Genomic DNA, 14474 nt, shown 5'->3' with positions numbered 1-14474 from the left:
CACCGATGCCCGGCAATGACACCGCTTCACCCGCAATGGAAACCTATACCTCCCCTACAGGTGCGACCCTGTCCTACGAAGTCGAAGGATCGGGTCCTCCGCTGGTGCTCGTGCATGGAAGCTTCAGCGACCACCGCTCGAACTGGTTTCAAGCCCGGCCGCGCCTTGCGAAACACTTCACCCTCTACGCCCTCGCCCGGCGGGGCCGTGGAGAGAGCGAGGCCACAAAGGGCCATGAGGTCGAAGACGAGGCCAAGGATGTCGAAGCGTTGCTCGAGAGGATCGATGAGCCGGCCTTCCTGCTCGGCCATTCCTACGGCGCGCAAGTTGCGCTGGCCGGGGCATTGCTCTGCCCCGGCCGGGTCCGCAAGCTCATCCTCTACGAGCCGCCCCGCCCGGAGGGACCGCAGCCGATCGTGCTCGAGCGGATGCGCGAGGCTGCCGAGGCGCAGGACTGGCTGGGCGTGGCGAGGGCCTTCTACGAAGGCGTATTCGAACTGCCGCACGACATCCTCGGAAGCCTGATGGCGTCGAGCGACTGGCAGCACATCGTGAAAGACGCCCAAGCCTCCGTGCAGGATGTCTTTGCGCTGAGCCGACACGAGTTCGACACAAGCCGGTACGGCGCGCTTCGCATGCCCGTGCTGCTGCTGACCGGATCCGAAACGCCGCCGGAGATGTTCGTTACGGTCGAGCTCGCAGATGTTCTCGCGAATGTCCGCCACAGGCAGTTCGACGGTGAAGGGCACGAGGCGATGAACACCGCACCGGACGCCTTCGTCGAGGCGGTTGTCGCGTTTCTGTCCGGGGATGCCCCGACGCACCGACCGTAGTGACAGCGTAAAGAATACCGATCTGCCCGCGGGAGTGTCGCCCGGGTGTCCATGTCTGAGAACCGGGGGCGTCCGTTTCTGGCAGGCCTTGCCGAAAGCTGATGCTCGGTGCAGCGCAGGTTCAGACACGGCATCGATCAGAAGTCATCCGACACCGACGACACTGGTCGCTATAATTAAAAACCACGGGGTTTCGGACGTCTTCGCGATACCCCCACTCACGCCTTATATACGGGCCGAAGCATCCATTCGAGCATGGAGGGAAGCATGGAAAGGACATCCCATCTTTTACCGCTTGCGCAGATGTCGCTGCGAAGCCAGGTCACTACTGATGCCGAAGAACGCGGTGCGCCCGAGACTTCTACGCCCCATGACGCGCCCGTTGTCATTCTATACCGGCCATCCGGCACGCCGACCCAATCCGGACCGGTGCCGCGTCAGTGGGTTCTCCGCGTCGAACCGCACAACCCTCAGGAGCGCGAGCCGCTAATGGGCTGGATCAGCGATACCGATCCGGACCGCCAGATCGAGTTGCGGTTTCCGGACCGCGAAACGGGGCTTCGTTATTGTAAGCAACGCGGCTGGCAACCGATCGTGCTGCCCGCGCAGGACCGCGAACCGGTCATGAAGAGTTGCGCAGATCGTTTCGCCAGCAAGCATAAGCCGAGATCCGAGCCAGGCCCTTTGGCACGAGGCGATGATACTCGGGCCAAGTTCGAGCCGCTCGATGAAGCGCTGATCGGCAACTTTCCGGCCAGCGATCCGCCGCCGCTCTGGGCGGGCCGGATCGGCCCGCCTTCGCGCCTCGACACCGCGGCTGCCTGATCAGGCGGTCTCGCGCATCGTTTCTGGCTCGCGCTGCAACTCCTCGCGGTAGCGGGCCAGGTCCTGATCCGTCAGGGTTTCGCGCTCCAGAAGTTCATGAGCGGAGCGCTCGAGGAGCCCGAAATTGGCTTCGAGCAGCGCCAGCACCCGGTCGTGGACGCAGGCAATGATGTCTCGCACCGCAGAGTCGATCCGTTCGGCTGTTTCGGGGCCATAGCGCGCCTCCGACACGCCGGGTCGCTGACCGAGAAAATCGCGCTGCGAGGGTTCGTAGCTGACGAAGCCGAGATCCTCGACCATGCCGTAGCGGGTCGCCATAGCGCGGGCGATTTCCGTCGCGCGGGCAAGGTCGTCGGCCGCGCCGGTGGAGAGATGATCGAAGACCAGGAGCTCCGCGGCCCGACCGCCGAGCAGCACCGCGATCTTGTTCTCAAGCTCTGCACGGGTCATCAGGAAGCGGTCCTCGGTCGGCCGCTGGATCGTGTAGCCAAGCGCGCCGATGCCGCGCGGGATGATCGAGACCTTGTGCACCTCGTCCACCCCCGGCAGTGCCATCGCCGTCAGCGCGTGGCCCATCTCGTGATAGGCGACGATCTCGCGCTCGCGCGGGTTCAAGAGCCGATTGCGCTTTTCCAGCCCCGCCACGATCCGTTCGATTGCGTTGGTGAAGTCCTCCATCGCCACCCGGCCGGCACGCCTGCGGGTGGCCAGCAGCGCCGCCTCGTTGACGAGGTTGGCGAGGTCCGCGCCCGAAAAGCCGGTGGTGAGGCCCGCCAGCTGACCGATCTCGACATCAGCCCTGACGCGGATCTTCCTCATGTGGACCTTCAGGATCGCCTCGCGACCCGGCCGGTCGGGGCGATCGACCAGCACCTGCCGGTCGAAGCGGCCTGCACGAAGCAGGGCCGGGTCGAGGATCTCGGGGCGGTTGGTCGCCGCAAGCAGCACCAGCCCGCTCGAGGGGTCGAAACCGTCGAGTTCGGTCAGGAGCTGGTTCAGCGTCTGCTCGCGCTCGTCATGGCCGCCGACCCCCGGCATGCTGCCGCGGGCGCGGCCCAAGGCGTCGAGCTCGTCGACGAAGATGATCGCCGGAGCCTTGGCACGCGCCTGCTCGAACAGGTCGCGCACCCGGGCGGCACCGACACCCACGAACATCTCGACGAATTCCGAGCCCGAGATCGAGAAGAACGGCACCCCGGCCTCGCCGGCCACGGCACGCGCCAGCATCGTCTTGCCGGTGCCCGGCGGCCCGACCAGCAGTACCCCCTTGGGCATCCGCGCCCCAAGCGCGCCATAGCCCTCGGGGTCCTTCAGGAACTCGACGATCTCCTGCAACTCAGCCTTGGCCTCATCGACCCCGGCCACGTCTTTGAACCGGGTCTTGGTATCGGTTTCCACGTAAACCTTGGCCCGACTCTTGCCAATCGACATCATGCCGCCGAAGCCCTGCTTTTCGGCGAACTTGCGGATAACCAGAACCCACAGACCAACGAAGACCGCCGCCGGCACCACCCAGGACAGGACGGCCCCGAGCCAAGTGTTCTCGACCGCGCCGGTGAAGGTCACGCCGCTGTCGCGCAGCCGCTCGGCAAGCCTGGGCTCAACCGGTGTCGTCACGAACTCGGTATGGCCGTTCTGCGGCACCACGTAGCTGCCGGTAATTCTGCCCGAGCCGATCACCACTTGCTCGACGAGCCCGTCATCGACCAGCTGCTCGAACCGGCTGTAGGGGATCGGATCGATCCGCTGAGCGCCAGCCCAAAGGTCATGCAGCAGCACGACCCCGAAGAAGGCCAGCGCAAAATACCAAAGATTTATCCTGTCTTTCTGGCCCATCGTCTCCTCCTTTCTTTGACCAGAGTCTGCATTCGCCCCGGATGTGGGCCGTCGCCTGCCAAATTTCCAGATCCGGTCTTGACAGCCTATTTCAGGATTCCCACATCCGGCTCGGGGATGCCGGAGGCGGGTCCCCGGGTAGTGGAGAGACGGAGGACCGGCGTATCGCGGCCCTCCCATCGGCTGCCGATCCGGCGGCAGCGCCGATGCGGCGCGCCGGCCGACAGCAGTGCTCTGCCCTGCAACCTGCCTTTCCGGGACATCCTCGCATTGATCGATCGTGTGCCGCCGCGGTGTGTGCCGCCGCGGCCCCGCGATCCGACAGATGGACGTCACGAGGAAAGGAGGACACCAATGCTTCAGACATCCTTTGCGCCCTATGGCATGCCGGACCCCTTTTCCGACATGCGGCGGATGCAGCGCGACATGAACCGCATGTTCGACGGGTTTGGCACCGCGCCGCGCGACAGCCAGCCCGCGATCAACTTCTGGGCCGGGCAGGACAGCATTGTGCTGACCGCCGAGCTTCCAGGGCTCTCGCAGGACGATATCGAACTCACCGTGAAGGACGGCATCGTCACGCTGTCGGGCCACTATGCCGAGCCACAGGTTGGCGAGGACGCGACCTGGCACCGCCGCGAGCGCCCGCAAGGCCGCTTCTCGCGCAGCATCGAGCTACCGTTCCGCATCGCCCCTGACCGGGTCGAGGCCCGTTTCAAGGACGGTGTACTGACGGTCGAGATGCAGCGCCCCGAAGAGGACAAGCCCAAGCGCATTGAGATCAAGACATCCTGAGATTCAGGAGAAAGGAGGAGATCATGGCACAGGAAGTTGCGCGTCAGGACGGACGCGACGTGGCCGAAACCGGCAAGGACCGCATGGCGATGAACTTCACCCCCGCGGTCGACATTCTCGAAACCGGCGGCACCACCGTGATCATGGCCGACATGCCGGGCGTCGCGCCCGATGATGTCGACGTGACGCTCGAGCGTCATGTGCTGACGCTTCAAGGCAAGGTGCGCCCGCATGTCCCCGAGGGCTACCGCCAACTGTCGGCCGAGTATCGGATCGGCGACTACGTCCGCGTTTTCACCCTGTCGGACGAGGTCGACCAGTCGAAGATCAAGGCCGATTTTAAGCATGGCGTGCTGCGGCTCGAACTGCCGCGCGCGCCAGAGGCCAAGCCGAAGAAAATCAAGGTCAGGGCGAACTGACGCCCTGGCCGCAGCCAAAGGAGGAAACACGACATGCAGATCAGCGATCTCATCCCGTGGGGTCGTGAAAAGACCAGGACCCCCGCGAACGGAGCGGGCGGCACGACAAGCCCTCTCGCCATGCTCCAACGCGACATCAACCACGTCTTCGAGGAATTCTGGCACAAGGTCGAGAATGGTCGCAGCGGCCCGCGCGGCCCGATCTCGCTGTTCGGCCCCAGCGCTGACGTCACCGAGACCGATGACGGCATCGAGGTGGCGGTGGAACTGCCCGGCATGAACGTCGAGGATATCGACATCTCGCTCTCTGGCGACGTGATGACGATCCGCGGCGAGAAGAAGATCGAGCACGAGGAAAAGCGCCGCGGCGTCTACTTGTCCGAGCGCTCCTACGGTGCCTTCGCGCGCACCATCCCGCTGCCGCCGGGGGTCGATGCGGACAAGGCCGAAGCGCGCTTCGAGAGAGGCGTACTCAAGGTCGGCCTGCCCAAGACCACCGAGGCACAAGCGCGCGTCAAGCGCATCTCCGTCAAGGCCGCCTGAGCCCACCCGGGCGGCCGGCGGCGACCGGTCGCCCGATGCTACATCAGTCAAGGAGGAGACGATGCCCGGTCCTGTGCCTAACCGATTTCTCGACCTGCGCCGCTTTCTGGCGGCGCTCTGCGTGGTGCTGCTGGCTGCCCACCCCATAGCGGCTCAGACGCCCGACCGCCCGCTGTTCCTGAACGACGACGGCCTGCCAACCCTCGCGCCGCTTCTGGCCGAGGTGACGCCCGCCGTCGTCAACATCTCGGTCGAGACGCGACAGGACGTGGAGAGCAACCCGCTCTTCGCCGATCCTTTCTTCCGGCGCTACTTCGACCTGCCCCCGATGCCCCAGCCCTCGCCACGCCAGCAGATGAGCGCAGGCTCGGGCGTCATCGTCGATGCCGAGGAAGGCTACGTGCTCACCAACCATCATGTGGTCGCGGAGGGCGACAGGATCGTGGTGACGCTGAAGGACCGCCGCCGCTTCGAGGCGGAGCTGGTCGGCAGCGATCCCGGCACCGACATCGCGCTTTTGCAGATCGAAGCCGAGGACATCGCCGAGCTGGAACTGGGCGACAGCGACCGGCTGGAGGTCGGGGACTACGTGCTCGCCATCGGCAACCCGTTCGGGCTGGGCCAGACCGTTACCTCGGGCATCGTCAGCGCGCTCGGGCGCAGCGGTCTCAACGTCGACGTCTACGAGGACTTCATCCAGACCGATGCCTCGATCAACCCGGGCAACTCGGGCGGCGCTCTGGTGACGCTCGACGGGCGGCTCGTTGGCATCAACACCGCGATCATCGCGCCCTCGGGCGGTAATGTCGGCATCGGCTTCGCCGTTCCGGCCGACATGGCGTCGGCGGTGATGGATCAGCTTGTCGAGTTCGGCGAGGTGCGGCGCGGCCAGCTTGGCGTCATGATTCAGGACTTCACCCCGGACCTCGCCGAAGCGCTGGGGATTGAGTCCGCCCTCGGCGCAGTGGTGACGCAGGTGGAGCCAGGCAGCGCCGCCGAAGAGGCAGGACTCGAGCCCGGCGACTTGATCATCTCGGTCGACGGCCGCCCGGTTGCGGGCTCTGCGGACCTGCGCAGCCAAATCGGCCTGAAAAGGATCGGCAGTGAGGTCGAGTTGGAGGTGATCCGCGACGGCGATGTCGTGACGCTCAAGGCCGAACTGCGCGAGAGCGGGCTGGTCGCCTCGCTCACGGATGATCGGGCGATGGATCGGCTGTCGGGTGCGGAGCTGCGTGATCTGGAGCCGGGTGATCCGATGTTTGGGGGTGAACCGGGCGTCCTGGTGGCACGGATCGATCCGGGCAGCCGCGCAGCGCGGTCAGGACTGATGGCGGGCGACGTGATCCTCGCGGTGAACCGTGCGCCGGTCGGATCGCTCGCCGACCTGCGCCGGCAACTGGCAGGGGTCGACGGCGCGCTCGCACTGACGGTTCAGCGGGGCTCGGCCCGGATCTTTCTGGTGATGCGCTGAAGCGCAGCGATGGAAAGGAGGTAGGAGATGGAAGATTTCGAAGACAGGAAGAACAAATTCGAGAGCGACCCGCTCGACCCCGAGACTGCGATCGCATCGCAGCCGCAGGTCGGCGATGGCGGCGATGGCCACGTGACGCATGAGGCAAGGATCGCCAAGCTGACCGATCGCTGGAAGCGGGCGCTGGCCGAGGCCGAGAACGCTCGCAAGCGCGCCGAGTTGGCCCGCGTCGAGGGGCGTGACCACGGCATCGCGCTTGCCATTGAAGCGCTGGCGCCCGGCTTCGACGCCTTGGCGTTCGGCATTGAGGCGGCCCGGTCGGGACCGAATGCGAACGACAAGCGTGTCGCCCAGCATCTCGAGACACTGGAGCGGATCCGGAGTTGCTTCGACACCGCCATGAAGGCGCTCGACGTGCGGATCATCGCGCCCAATGACGCCGCCTTCGACCCGGCCCATCATGAGGCGATCGACACGCAGGTCAGGGAGGACGTCGGGTCGGGTCGGGTGCTCGTGCTGCACCGCCCGGGCTATGCCATTGGTCGGCGACTGATCCGCCCCGCCCGGGTGACGGTCAGCGCCGCGCCCGAGCCGCAGGAAGGCTGAGATATGCTGCGGCTGGTGTTGCTTCTCGGCACGAACCTCGCGGTGCTCCTCGTGCTGTCCTTGGCGTTTCGGGTGCTGGGAATCGAAGGGCTGCTCGCGGCGAACGGCGTTGATCTAAACCTGACAGCGCTGCTGATATTCGCCGCGGTGATCGGCTTCGGCGGCGCGCTGCTCTCGCTTATCCTGTCCAAGCCGATGGCCAAGGCCGCGATGCGGGTGCGGGTGATCGAGGTGCCGCGCAACGCAGCGGAGCGTTGGCTGGTCGAAACCGTGCGGGATCAGGCGCGGCGCGCCGGGATTGGCAGGCCCGAGGTCGGAATCTTCGACCATCCCTCGCCCAATGCCTTCGCCACCGGCTGGCGGCGCGACGCGGCGTTGATCGCGGTCAGCACCGGCCTGCTCGCCCATATGCGGCGGGACGAGGTGGAGGCCGTGCTCGGCCACGAGGTCGCCCATGCCGCGAATGGCGATATGGTGACGCTGGCGCTGATCCAGGGCGTGGTGAATACCTTCGTAGTGTTCCTGTCGCGGCTGGCGGGGTTCCTGGTCGACCGACTCGTGCTGCGGGTCGAACGCGGCCATGGGCCGGGCTACTGGATCGTCTCGCTGGTGGCCGAGATGCTGCTTGGCGTGTTGGCGACGGCGATCGTCATGTGGTTCTCGCGCTGGCGCGAGTTCCGCGCCGATGCGGGCGGGGCGGCGCTGGCAGGGCGCCAAAACATGATCGCCGCACTGGAGCGGTTGCGGCACTTGCGGCACGCCCCGCCGTTACCCGACGAGATGCGTGCCATGGCCTTCGACGCGGGCCGCGTGCAGGCGCTCTTCGCCAGTCACCCGCCGCTGGACGCGCGGATCGCGGCGCTGCGCGCACGCGACCGTGGCGCATCGGTCCACCAAGGCGGAGGACGACGTGCTCGGCTTTGACGAGGTGTTCAGTCTGTTCGGCCGTGCGGAGCTCTAATGCATGACACACGATCCCTATGACATTCTCGGCGTCGACCGCGACGCCACGCAAGTCGAAATCAAGAAGGCCTATCGCCGGCTCGCAAAGAAGCTGCATCCGGATCTGTCGCGAGGCGACGCCATCACGCAGGGCGAGTTCCAGCGCGTAGGCGCGGCCTATGACATTCTCGGCGACCCGGAAAAGCGCCGCCGTTTCGATGCAGGCGAGATCGAAGCCAACGGTCAGGAACGGCCGCGCCCCGACCCCCGCCGGAGCTATGCCGGTGCCTCGGCAGGTGCCACTGGTCAGAGCGACACGCCCTTCGGAGGCTTCGAAGATGTCTCCGACATCTTCGCGGACCTATTCGGCGGGCGCGGTCGTCGCTCAGCACCTTTTGGCGCGCCGGGCGCGGATCTGCGCTACAGCATCGAGGTCGATTTCCTCGATGCCGCTTGCGGCACGATCCAAGACGTCACCCTGCCGAACGGACATGCGATCGAACTGCGGATACCGGCCGGCTTGCGCGACGGGCAGGTGCTCCGCCTGAAGGGCAAGGGCGCGCCGGGCCTCCATGGTGGGCCTTCGGGCGATGCCAACGTGGAAACGCGGATCCGGCCGCACCCGCTGTACTCCCGCGATGGCGATGATATCGAGATCGAGCTGCCCATCACTTTCGACGAAGCGGTGCTCGGTGCCCGGGTGGAGGTCCCGACGATCTGGGGACCGGTCTCGATGAAGCTGCCGGAAGGCGCTTCGTCGGGTCAGCGCGTGCGGCTCAAGGGAAAGGGCATCCGCTGTGCGAAGCGGCCGGCTGGCGACCAATATGTCCGGCTCTCGATCCAGTTGCCAAAGAAGGTTGACGCCGAAATGAAGTCCTTGGCGAAGCATTGGAAAGAGAATGTCCGGCACGAGCTCCGAGATGGGACCAGCCGGCTTTGAAAGACACAATCTTGGGTAGCTCAGATTATCAACGCCTTGCCCAACTGCATGATGCAAACTCATAAGCAGCAGCCGTGAGTAGTCAATAAGGCTGAGATGCTGCCGGTCCCGTGGGCACGACGATAAGATCGTGACCATGAAATTGGAGACCTCAGATGAAGAGACGAACGTTCAGCCGCGAGTTCAAGCCTGAGGCTGTGAAGCCGGTGGCGGAGCCGGTGTAGGCATGCCGGGATCTGGAGCTGTCCGAGAGCGTGCTGCGCCGACGGATGCGCGAGGTGGGAGACACTCCGCTTGGAGCACTCCCCGGCCACGGGCGGGTCAGCCAAAAGCAGGCCTAGATCGCGGCCTTGCGCAAGGAGGTCGCCCGTCTCAAGGCGGAGCGTGACATGTTAAACTGAGGAGGAGCAGGAAACGGTCCGGGGGACCGTTTCTCCGACGAAGGCGACCGCGCTCTTCGCGCGGGATACGACATGAAGTTCGCTTTCGTCGCCAAGCACCGGCATGTCTGGCCCGTGAGCTGGATCTGCGCCGCTTTGCGGGTATCGCGCTCAGGCTTTCATGCCTGATTGAACCGGCCCGCCAGTGCCCGGTCCATCTATGACGAGAAGCTGAGCGAGGTCATGCGTCTGAGCTTTCAAGCCAGCGATCGGACCCGACGCGCGCCCGGCGCGTCTGGCAGGACGCGCTCGAGGAAGGACTGCCCTGCGGCCTGCATCGGATCGAGCGTCTGATGAAGCGCACTGGCCAGTGAGCACGGTCCCGACGACGCGGCTTGTCGAAGGACCAAGGGGCGCGCTCCGTCATCGCCGAAAACCTTCTAGCCCGAGACTTCCGCGCGGACGGACCGAACCAGAAGTGGCTGGCCGACTTCACCTATGTCTGGACAGCCGAGGGCTGGCTCTACGTCGCCGCCGTCCTCGACCTGTTCTCACGACGCATCGTGGGCTGGTCGATGAAGGCGGAGCGCGATGCCTCGCTCGTCATGGACGTACTGATGATGGCCGTCTGGCGGCGCGGCAAGGCAGACGCTCTGCTGCATCATTCGGATCAGGGCAGCCAGTATGCGAGCGACCAGTTCCAGAGGCTTCTGGCCGATCGCGGCATCACCTGCTTGATGAGCCGGGCCGGCAATGTCTGGGATAATTCCACGATGGAAGAGCTTCTTTTCCTTGCTGAAGACCGAGCGCACCGCCCGCAAGGTCTACCGCACCCAAGACGCCGCGCGCAGCGACGTCTTCGATTACATCGAGCGCTTCTACAACTCGAAGCTGGGCTGCATCAGCCCGATGGAGTTCGAGGCCCGCGCAATGCTACCTTAACTTGCTGTCCATGGGACCAGCAGCAGCCCACATGGCCGAAGCCCGCGCGCCGGGCCGGGCGGTAAAGCTCGAACCCGGGGCGCGCCGCGCCTTCGGCATCGGCAATTCCACCGGGCTGGGCATGGCGCCGTTCCTGCTCAACCACCCCATCCTGCTCAACAACTGGATCGAAACATGTGAGATCGCGCTGGCGCGGGTCCGGGCGCTGCCAGCGATCACCGCCGCCGAGGCGCAGGCGTTCCGCATCATGCTGCGGCGCGGACGCCGCAACGTCGACGACTGGCATTCCGAGCATCCGATCCAGTGCGACAAGATCGCCGGGCTGAAATCCGACCTCGACCGCCTTGCGGCGCACATCGAGGCGGGCGCGCTCGACGCGGCACAGCCGTGGGATCGCCTCTATCGTTGGGCCGAGACCTCGCTGAGCCTCAAGGGGCAGGAGCTCCTCGTTGCGCTAATGATGGAGCCCTATGGCGCGCTGGTCGACGATCTGCCGATGCGGATGAGCGCGGATGAGAACGCTGGTTTCCGCATCGAAGGCGGCATGACCGTGGCGCGCCTGCGCGATATTCTCAAGAGCGACTATGCTTGGGCGCTCGGGATCGATTGGGACAGCCCCGAAGCTCAAGCCCGCGCATGGTATGTCTCGGCTGAGAAACTCGAGCCGCGGCTCGGCGAACGGCATCTGGAGCCCGTCGCGGCCTACGAGCAGCCCCTTGCACCCGGTCGCGATGCGGCTCTGCTGTTCGAGGCGCTCAAGGGTGAGGATGCGGACACCCGCGTCGCGGATTTCCTGCTGCGCCGCCCGGAGCACCGCTACATCCTGCGGCGGGTGCAGATCTCGGCCCGTCATCCCTATGCTGAGATCCGCGATAACACGGTCGGCGCCGACGTCCTGCCTATCGATCTCCTGCGGGCGAAGCTGTCCTTCTTCGGCGCGTGCCATTTCGACCCGCGCTCCGACCGCTGGGTGCGGATCAACATGTTCCGCAATGCGCCGTTCCCGCACGAGCTTGCCGAGATCGAGTTCGCGGGCTGGACCTATCCAGATCTTCCGGAGGGGCTGTTGTGATTTGCTCGCTCAACGAGATCGAGGCGCTCGCCCGCAAGGCGGCGCGGGGTGGCGCCATGAGCTGGGGGTTGGCCGAGGAGGCGGGCAAGGCCGTGCGCTGGCTCAGCGACAACGGCTTTCCCGGCCCGTGGCTTCTGGCCGAATTGCTCCGCCAGAATGACGCAAAACCCTATTCCGATCTCGCACCGCTTCAATCGGACGGGATCTGGCGGGCGCGGCGCGGCCCGCTGTGCCCGATCATCGCGGGGGCGCTGATCTGCGACCGGGCCGATGAGCTGAAGGAGGGGGCGCCATTGAATCTGGGCGAGGTGGCGGTTCCGCTGCTTCTGGCCCCCTTCGCCGCTGCGGCCTCCCGCTCCGCCGGGGTGGCCCTGGCCCTCGAATGGGATGGGGTCTCGCTCGTCTTCGACAGGGGCGCGCCGAAGCTGAACGGGGCCACTGCGGCCATGATCGTGGCGGGGACTGGATCGGTCACCTTGTCCGCGCGTGAGGCACAGGCTCCCGGGTGGGGCCCGACCGCCCCCGACCGTCATGTCACCGCCGAAACCTTTCGGATCTTGGAAAGCTTCGCCTTTCGCACCTATGCCTTGGCCACCGAGGAAAGCCGCGCAGGTGCGGGAGCCAGACGCGAGACCGACTGATCCCCGGCGCGCCGCACCCTCGGGCAAGGTCATCCAGTGGTCGCGCTCCGTAGCGCATCAGTCCAGTGCCGCGGGACGAGCCGATGGACGCGGCGATCCTGTCGGACGGAACGCATGCGACGCGCCGAGGCTTCGCGCCGATTGAGACGGGAGATTCGGCTCCTGCCTTGCCCTCAGTCGCTCTCAAGCAACCCCGCCCTTTGCGCCTGCTCCAGCAGGTGCGCCACCGATGAGGTCGCCCATTTCGCCCGGCCCCGCGGGGTCGGCTCCCGCATAGCCTCGAGCCGCGCGGCGATCTGCTTCAGCGTCATCTCAGGCGCCGAGCTCTTGATGCCCACAACGATCGCGAGGATGCGGTCGTCCTTCTGCGCGGGCGGGGCGCGGTCGAGCACAGCCCTGTCCAGCAGCCCGTCCTTCACGAAGCGCCCGGCGGCGCGGCGCAGCCGCTCGACGGTCCAAGGTTTTGCCCCGGGATGGCGGCTGTTGACGATCCGCACGACGTCTTCCCAGGGCAGCCGGGGCCGGAACTGCCGGACGGCGGGCAGCCACTGCTGGGCTTCCTTGTTGAGCTTGTCGAAGTAGCTGCGGTTGCGCGCCCGGCAGACCGTGGCGATCGCCTCCGGGTCGCGGTCGCGCAGCCCCGGATTGCCGCCGACGCAGCCTTTCTCCCGCGCCGAAGCGAGGCCCGCCATGTTCCGCTCGCGGATCAGGGCGCGCTCGAACTCCGCCGTGGCTCCGAGGATCTGCAGCGTGAACTTGCCATGCGGCGAGGTGGTGTCGATCGGATCGCCCAGGGACCTGACATGCGCGCCCTTGGCTTCCAGCGTCTCGATGACCTCAAGGAGGTGCGACAGCGAGCGGGCGAGGCGGTCGATGCGCACGACGACGAGCACGTCGCCGCGCCCTAGGCTCGCCACGAGCTTCGCGAGCACCGGCCGCGCACGCATGGTGCCCGAGGCGAACTCCTCTCGGATCTCGGTGCAGCCCGCCGCCTTCAGTTCACGGCGCTGCGCAGCCGTATCCTGTAGGTCGGTCGAGACGCGGGCGTAGCCGACAAGGGACATGGACCTCCGCATGGGGTGCCAAACGCCCCCATCTAATTTAATACGTCTAGGGAATACGATCGATAGCCTGCTCATGGAAGCGACCGCGGACATCGAAGACATTGCAGCTTAGGATGTGAAGCCAATCCGTCAGCATCTTTTCTTGATCTGAATGGCGCGGGTTTAACCGCCCTCATACAGGAACGCCGCAGCCACTTCTTTGGCGGCTTCGTAGAGCCGGCCATTCAGCCGGACAGGTTCCGCATATTGCCCTAAATTCGGACAGATACGTCCATCCATACTTTGCGGCACGCGATGGACTTCCACGGGGCAGTCCGGATCGGCACCAACCTGCCCGACAAGCGCGTGTTCATGAACATGCGCCGCATGGTCGCCGAGATCCAGGCCAAGAACTGCCGCATGCCGATCACCGACGCCGACCGTCAAACCATCGCCGACCGGCTGCGCGTCAAGCTCGACGCGGTCAAGCGGATGGAGCCGCGGATCTTTGTGAATGACCTGGCGATCTCCCATACGGCAACTTTCCCCGGCGAAGCCGCCGACCGCGCGGTCGCGAACTCCGGTACCTTCGCAACCGAGGGCGGTCAGTCAGCCGTCGAAGCCAACTTGGATCAGCGCGAGATCATGTCCCGTATCGCCTCGGTCGTGCGCGCCAACTACAAGGATCGCGACCTCGAGATCGTCCAAGCTCGCCTGAATGGCGACATGACCCGCGAGAAGTTCGCTGCGCTGGTCGACAGGCACGGTATCTCGGCGGAACGCATCCGCCAGATCCAGCGCGCCGCGCTGAGAACAATCCGTGAGGACCTCTCGCGCAGCGGGATCAAGGGAATGAGCTGCGTTTCAGTGTAACGTAGGTAGGGCGATAGAAAACGGGTTTAAGCGCGAGAGCTCGGGCTTGAATCATACCGGTAAAATGCACAAAAACATAAGGTATTACATAATGTATATTACGAGGAATCTACTTTCGCAGCGGCGCGCGCTGCTTCCAACTGCGACTCTTGTTTGAAAACAATTCCCTATCAAGCAGGAGTTTTCCAGTATGGGACGTGTTTACGCGCAGCTGACGCTCGAGGAGCGCCACAAGATCGAGCGTTGGCGCCATGCCAAAGTGTCCGTGAACGAGATGGCGCGGGTGCTGCGCCGCCACCGCTCGACCATCTTC

The 14474-nt window shown here is 65.5% G+C and carries 14 protein-coding genes and 1 pseudogene; 13 read left to right on the top strand and 2 right to left on the bottom strand.

The features are described 5' to 3' along the window. Nucleotides 1-5 precede the first annotated feature (5 nt). Nucleotides 6-833, top strand: a complete 828-nt coding sequence (locus AADJ02_RS10325; protein WP_341212925.1) for an alpha/beta hydrolase — start codon at nt 6-8, stop codon at nt 831-833. A 267-nt stretch (nt 834-1100) separates the two neighbouring features. Continuing rightward, the gene (locus tag AADJ02_RS10320) at nt 1101-1658 is read left to right on the top strand and encodes an NADH dehydrogenase ubiquinone Fe-S protein 4 (RefSeq protein WP_341212924.1); all 558 of its coding nucleotides are present in this window, start codon (nt 1101-1103) and stop codon (nt 1656-1658) included. Here AADJ02_RS10320 and ftsH read toward each other — a convergent pair whose 3' ends face one another. Continuing rightward, the gene (gene ftsH / locus AADJ02_RS10315) at nt 1659-3494 is read right to left on the bottom strand and encodes an ATP-dependent zinc metalloprotease FtsH (protein ID WP_341212923.1); all 1836 of its coding nucleotides are present in this window, start codon (nt 3492-3494) and stop codon (nt 1659-1661) included. It abuts the gene before it with no gap. A 354-nt stretch (nt 3495-3848) separates the two neighbouring features. Between ftsH and AADJ02_RS10310 the strand changes: the two genes are divergently transcribed. The 10 genes and pseudogenes from AADJ02_RS10310 (at nt 3849) to AADJ02_RS10265 (ending at nt 12245) form a co-directional block, all read left to right on the top strand. Continuing rightward, a complete protein-coding gene (locus AADJ02_RS10310) occupies nt 3849-4289 on the top strand; it encodes an Hsp20/alpha crystallin family protein (protein ID WP_341212922.1) in 441 nt (146 codons plus the stop codon). Nucleotides 4290-4312: 23 nt separating this feature from the next. Beyond that, nucleotides 4313-4708, top strand: a complete 396-nt coding sequence (locus AADJ02_RS10305; RefSeq protein WP_341212921.1) for an Hsp20/alpha crystallin family protein — start codon at nt 4313-4315, stop codon at nt 4706-4708. A 120-nt stretch (nt 4709-4828) separates the two neighbouring features. Beyond that, nucleotides 4829-5251 (top strand): Hsp20/alpha crystallin family protein, encoded by a 423-nt coding sequence (locus AADJ02_RS10300; protein WP_341212920.1) that lies wholly within the window; start codon nt 4829-4831, stop codon nt 5249-5251. Between the two features lie 61 nt (nt 5252-5312). Then, nucleotides 5313-6722 (top strand): DegQ family serine endoprotease, encoded by a 1410-nt coding sequence (locus tag AADJ02_RS10295; RefSeq protein WP_341212919.1) that lies wholly within the window; start codon nt 5313-5315, stop codon nt 6720-6722. 27 nt (nt 6723-6749) lie between these two features. Further along, entirely contained in the window at nt 6750-7328 is a 579-nt protein-coding gene (grpE, locus tag AADJ02_RS10290; protein WP_341212918.1) for a nucleotide exchange factor GrpE, read from the top strand. A 3-nt stretch (nt 7329-7331) separates the two neighbouring features. Continuing rightward, nucleotides 7332-8252 carry a protease HtpX gene (gene htpX / locus AADJ02_RS10285; protein WP_341212917.1) on the top strand — a complete coding sequence of 307 codons (921 nt, stop codon included), beginning with the start codon at nt 7332-7334 and terminating at the stop codon, nt 8250-8252. Between the two features lie 40 nt (nt 8253-8292). Further along, nucleotides 8293-9210, top strand: a complete 918-nt coding sequence (locus tag AADJ02_RS10280) for a DnaJ C-terminal domain-containing protein (protein WP_341212916.1) — start codon at nt 8293-8295, stop codon at nt 9208-9210. Between the two features lie 155 nt (nt 9211-9365). Further along, nucleotides 9366-10532: pseudogene (locus AADJ02_RS10275) on the top strand (IS3 family transposase). 31 nt (nt 10533-10563) lie between these two features. Next, a complete protein-coding gene (locus AADJ02_RS10270; protein WP_341212915.1) occupies nt 10564-11604 on the top strand; it encodes a hypothetical protein in 1041 nt (346 codons plus the stop codon). After that, entirely contained in the window at nt 11601-12245 is a 645-nt protein-coding gene (locus AADJ02_RS10265; protein ID WP_341212914.1) for a DUF3726 domain-containing protein, read from the top strand. Before AADJ02_RS10270 ends, AADJ02_RS10265 begins: the two co-directional genes overlap by 4 nt. 173 nt (nt 12246-12418) lie before the next feature. Here the strand turns inward: AADJ02_RS10265 and AADJ02_RS10260 are convergent, their stop codons facing one another. Further along, a complete protein-coding gene (locus tag AADJ02_RS10260) occupies nt 12419-13309 on the bottom strand; it encodes a recombinase family protein (RefSeq protein ID WP_341212913.1) in 891 nt (296 codons plus the stop codon). Nucleotides 13310-13591: 282 nt separating this feature from the next. Between AADJ02_RS10260 and AADJ02_RS10255 the strand changes: the two genes are divergently transcribed. Next, a complete protein-coding gene (locus AADJ02_RS10255; RefSeq protein WP_341212912.1) occupies nt 13592-14161 on the top strand; it encodes a hypothetical protein in 570 nt (189 codons plus the stop codon). Nucleotides 14162-14474 lie beyond the last annotated feature (313 nt).

Origin of the sequence: uncultured Limimaricola sp. (assembly GCF_964022235.1) — a bacterium.
In the GTDB taxonomy this organism is placed as follows: domain Bacteria; phylum Pseudomonadota; class Alphaproteobacteria; order Rhodobacterales; family Rhodobacteraceae; genus Limimaricola.
Note: the sequence above shows the minus strand (reverse complement) of the source record. Positions and strands in the feature narration are given on the sequence as shown.